Here is a 4,052-nt window from a genome sequence, read left to right on the forward strand (position 1 = left end):
CTCCTCAACTCGGAGTCGTCCGCCGGAAAGCCCACCGGTCCCCACCTCTTCATCGATCCACACGAGCAGCTGCGAAGTCCAGTCCGCAGCATCTCGCGGGGTGGCATAGATCCAGGGCTGATCATTTCCCGACGACGGCAACGCGATCCTGATCCGAGCCGTGTGACCGCCGACCTGCACAAGCCGAAAGTCGAGCAGACCAGCGACCAGCCGCACGTCATCGATCCGGTAGTCGTACTCCGAAACCGGATGACGCCGCCGCATCCCGACAGCCTCGAGCGCTGTGGCAAGCTCGGCATCCGGCAACATGCGCTGATCCTCCCAGACGCCCGACCAGCGATGGTCTTTCGGACGCATTCAGGCCGACGGCAGAAGTGGAGTCCTCCGGTTCGAAGCATCGGTCTGTGTGCGCCGCTGAACGCCGACACCGAGGAAGGCGATGCTCCCGCCGGTGATCGCGAGGGACACCGGCAATGCGAGCGCGCTGCCGATGAGGACGAGGGCTTGAGTGACGCTCGTCGGCAGGCCGAGTGACGCGAGGATCCAGGCGCCGGTGACGGGTGCTGCGGCAGTGGCGCCGATAGTCCACTGCGCGGCCGGCTCGAGAATTGCGGCGCGCACAGCGGCGATGGCGGCGGCGAGTGATGCCGCCAGAGCGACGGCGCTAAGGAGGATCAACATCACCGGCGTTCGCCCATCGACCGGTGCGGCGAGACCTGACCAGGCCAGCTCATATGTCGTCCATGCGGATGCTGCGCCACCTGCGGCGATGACAAGCGAAAGCCACCGACGGCCGCGGTGGAGAGCGACGATCGCCATGAGCAGCCAAGCGAGGGCGACGAGCCCAGCGGTGATCAACACCGGTGCCTCATACGAGCGACCCACGAGGTCCACGAACCCGCCGGTGACGACGGTCATAATCCGTCCGCCCACTCCGAGAGTCACCGATCCCAGGAAGGCTGCGGTGAGGAGCAGAATCACGCCAATGACTGTCGTCACCAGCCTCGACCGACGAAGTGTCCCGAGAACGGTCTCCATAGCTCCCGCGCACGCCAAGTCGAGCCGGTCCTTTCGGGATGGGCCGTTCGCTCCGGTCGCCTCGTCGCGATCGAGGTATGCGCCGATCACGGCGTCTCCTCGGCTTCGCCGCCATGCTGCCGGGTACCAGCGCAGAGCCCGCCGGTAGTTGTCGAGCGGAGACCTGCTCATGCTGGCGCGATCCGGCCGAGGTGGCGAGTAGCACTGGATGCGGCGCGTTCGAGCTGCGCCAGGCGCTCGGCGTCCGCTGCGAGGCGGGCGGCGCCGGCATCGGTGAGCCGGAAGTAACGGCGCCGACGCCCGTTGACCTCTTCATCGCCATCCGCGGCGACGAGCCCTTGACGCTCGAGACGCTCCAACGCGGCGTAGAGAGTCGGGATTTTCATCATCATCGCGCCGTCGGAGAGCTCGCGCACCGCCGCCATGATGCCGTAGCCGTGCGCTCGTCCAGTGGCTAGGACCGTCATGATCCACACCCGTGGCTCGCGTATCTCTTCCATGCCCGAAACATACTCTGCGTAATGGAGTATCACCAGCGACTGAATCATTTGGCAGCGGTTCCGAATGGGGATTCCCATACGGAACGGGCAGCCTCGCGCTCTTCGCTCCGTTGATGAGAGCCGGTGCTCTAAAGTTCAGGCGAAGTATGGTGAGCGAAACGCAACGGGGGACGCCATGGGCCACAAACGACCGACTTACGGATTCAAGATCGGTGCGGTCGCGCTCATGGCCCTTCCTCTTCTCGCCGGGTGCGCACAGGGCACCAGCGTCTACGACGACCCGACCGTGTACTCGGATTACGACAGGGCGCAGCAAGAGCAGGACGCACTCCCCTCGCTCAGCAGCGTCGGAGACAAGCTCGATCCCGATTCGATCCGGTTCGCCGGGTCGGTCGAAGGCCTCGACTTCTACTTGGCCCTGCCTCGCGAGGGAACCGGACACTGCGTCATCGTCAACGAGGGCGACGAACCGGTCAGCGGCTGCGGCGAGAAGCTGTCAAAGCAGAACGACTGGACGGTACAGATCCACCCCGACGAAGCCGTACCGGACGACGCCACCGGCGACGGCTGGACCCAGCTCGGCAAGAACCTGTCGGTCCGCGCAAGCTGACAGCGGGAGCTCTCTCGCTGAACCACGGCACCCGGCGGAGGTCGGCCCGGCGACTTGGTGATCCGCAGAACGATCCCCATACGGGACGCTTTGCAAGGTCTAGGCGCTCTGGTTGATCGGGAAGGTCAGCACAGCACTCACGGTCGTGATCGTTGCGACGATGAGGAATCCGGTGAGGCCGGCAGCGACACGACGCGTGCCGCGCCCATCCCAGCTCGGGCGGGCCCCGACGATGAGGCACACGAAGGACAGTGCGGCGCCGAGGCCCACCAGAAGGAACCACCCAATGAACAGCCCCTCGGGCTGAGAGAAGCAGTCGCGAGCAGGGTTGTCTCGGAAGATAAGGAAGTCTCGATACACCGGGATGCACCACCCGAATGCGAGCACCGACAGGCCAGCCCCTGCCGCCCCGAGAACGCCACTGACGAGCGCGCCGACAACACCGACGACCGAGAGCGCGGGCGCAGCAGCGTCGAGCCGCTTCGGAGTGACGTCTTCGACCATCGGTCTGCCCTAGACGCCCTTGCTCGCGTAGCGCTGCTCGCTGTCGATGGGCCCGAGGTGCAGAATGCTGCCTCTGCCGTCGCAGAGCGGAAGAGCGCCCGTCTCGATGCGCTTCGCGGCGGAGGCCCCTGGGATGGTCACCTCGAGCGCTTCGGCGTCCTCGCGCTGCTCGCAGGAGGCGATCGTGTCGGGTGAGTCGTCCCAGAAGACCCACGAGTACGCAGACGCTCCAGGCGCGAGCTCGACGGAGACGTCTTCGACGTCGTTGAGGTCGGAGTGCTCGACGGTCGTGACCGCTGCGCCGGCGGAATCGATCGCGGCCGGCTCGAGGTATCCGACGAGCGTGCAGGACTGCGGACCCGCGTTCGTCAGGACGAAGTACCCGCTGCGCCCGGATCCAATTTCAGCGTCCAGGTCCACGGTGATTGCGTCCTGGCAGGCCGTCGCCATCGCTGCGGGCGTCTGCGAAGGACTCGGTGACGGCGTGGTCACCGTCGCAGTCGACGTCGATGTCGCGACGGATGCCGACGGCGACGAGTCGGCACCCGCTTCCGCGGTTCCTCCCGCGCCGGTGCAACCGGTGAGGACGAGAACGAGCGCGGCGCCCATGACGAGGGCCGGACGTGCGCGGTGGATCAGCATGACCGAACACTAGGGGACTGGAAGCGCGGATCGAGCGCAGTCGAGTCGACATGCCCGTTGCGCGATCCTCTTACAAAATGCGCGCCAACGAAGTCGCACTTCGTGCCAGCCTCAGCGCGGAGTTCCACGGCCGACGAGGATCCGTGGTGTGAAGATCAGCATCGACGGTGAGCACTACCTCCTTCAGCGGAGCGCCTTCTGGGCCGAGACGCCGGACGTCATCGGAATCTACGGCTGCGCCGAGCGGGCCCGGGAAGTGGCCGGGGAAGCAGTGGGCGCGCCGCCCGGTCCCGATCGGTGGGTTCTCGAGACGTGGAGCGGCGGCGAGCTGCGCAGCAGCGTCCGGCTCGAATGACGTTCGGGCAGCACGCTGGTGGCTCTACTGTGGCGGTGCGGTCGAGAAGTGGGGACTTCGCTGACGCCGCACGCGACAGACCGGCGAGGGGCCGCCGGTGTCGCCCTGCTCTCGGCCGCGACGCACAGCGCGGCCGAGAGCAGCACCCTCCGGCTCAGCAGCCCGTTGAACGATCCCCATACGGAAGGGTCCGCCGGCACCAGGCCGTTGGGAAATCGGGCTCTAGTCGAAGAGGGTCTTTCGCACGTCCTCCACGAGGTTCTCGACTGCAAGCTCAGGCAGCGCTCGGCTGAGAAGGTCGCCTCGCCTGATGACGATCATGGGTACGACGACCTCTCCAGTCGGCCCCTGAGCAACGAGCTCGATCACGCGGTAGATCCGGGCCCCGTCCTGCAGCAGACCA

8 protein-coding genes are annotated in these 4,052 nt (G+C 66.5%); 2 read left to right on the forward strand and 6 right to left on the reverse strand.

Annotated features, from left to right (window positions below; translation table 11 throughout):
• From C5C54_RS17320 to C5C54_RS17330, 3 genes are all read right to left on the reverse strand, one after another.
• On the reverse strand, nt 1-309 hold a 309-nt coding region (locus C5C54_RS17320; RefSeq protein WP_146078896.1), incomplete at its 3' end, for a hypothetical protein.
• Nucleotides 310-357: 48 nt separating this feature from the next.
• Nucleotides 358-1,128 (reverse strand): hypothetical protein, encoded by a 771-nt coding sequence (locus C5C54_RS17325; RefSeq protein WP_104288888.1) that lies wholly within the window; start codon nt 1,126-1,128, stop codon nt 358-360.
• Between the two features lie 77 nt (nt 1,129-1,205).
• Nucleotides 1,206-1,538 (reverse strand): PadR family transcriptional regulator, encoded by a 333-nt coding sequence (locus tag C5C54_RS17330; RefSeq protein ID WP_104288893.1) that lies wholly within the window; start codon nt 1,536-1,538, stop codon nt 1,206-1,208.
• Between the two features lie 175 nt (nt 1,539-1,713).
• Here C5C54_RS17330 and C5C54_RS17335 point away from each other — a divergent pair, with 175 nt between their 5' ends.
• Nucleotides 1,714-2,148, forward strand: a complete 435-nt coding sequence (locus C5C54_RS17335) for a hypothetical protein (RefSeq protein WP_146078897.1) — start codon at nt 1,714-1,716, stop codon at nt 2,146-2,148.
• A gap of 99 nt (nt 2,149-2,247) precedes the next feature.
• Here C5C54_RS17335 and C5C54_RS17340 read toward each other — a convergent pair whose 3' ends face one another.
• Both C5C54_RS17340 and C5C54_RS17345 read right to left on the reverse strand, forming a co-directional pair.
• Nucleotides 2,248-2,652: a hypothetical protein gene (locus C5C54_RS17340; protein WP_104288890.1), complete on the reverse strand. Its 405-nt coding sequence runs from the start codon at nt 2,650-2,652 to the stop codon at nt 2,248-2,250.
• 9 nt (nt 2,653-2,661) lie between these two features.
• On the reverse strand, nt 2,662-3,294 hold the full coding sequence (locus C5C54_RS17345; protein WP_104288891.1) for a DUF4232 domain-containing protein: 633 nt from the start codon (nt 3,292-3,294) through the stop codon (nt 2,662-2,664).
• A 148-nt stretch (nt 3,295-3,442) separates the two neighbouring features.
• Between C5C54_RS17345 and C5C54_RS17350 the strand changes: the two genes are divergently transcribed.
• Nucleotides 3,443-3,649: a hypothetical protein gene (locus C5C54_RS17350; RefSeq protein WP_104288892.1), complete on the forward strand. Its 207-nt coding sequence runs from the start codon at nt 3,443-3,445 to the stop codon at nt 3,647-3,649.
• Nucleotides 3,650-3,871: 222 nt separating this feature from the next.
• On the opposite strand, the gene C5C54_RS18165 is transcribed toward C5C54_RS17350, so the two are convergent.
• Nucleotides 3,872-4,052: hypothetical protein (locus tag C5C54_RS18165; protein ID WP_219812227.1), on the reverse strand; the 181-nt coding region annotated here is incomplete at its 5' end.

It is taken from the genome of Rathayibacter sp. AY1F2, from assembly GCF_002930885.1.
Lineage (GTDB): Bacteria > Actinomycetota > Actinomycetes > Actinomycetales > Microbacteriaceae > Rathayibacter.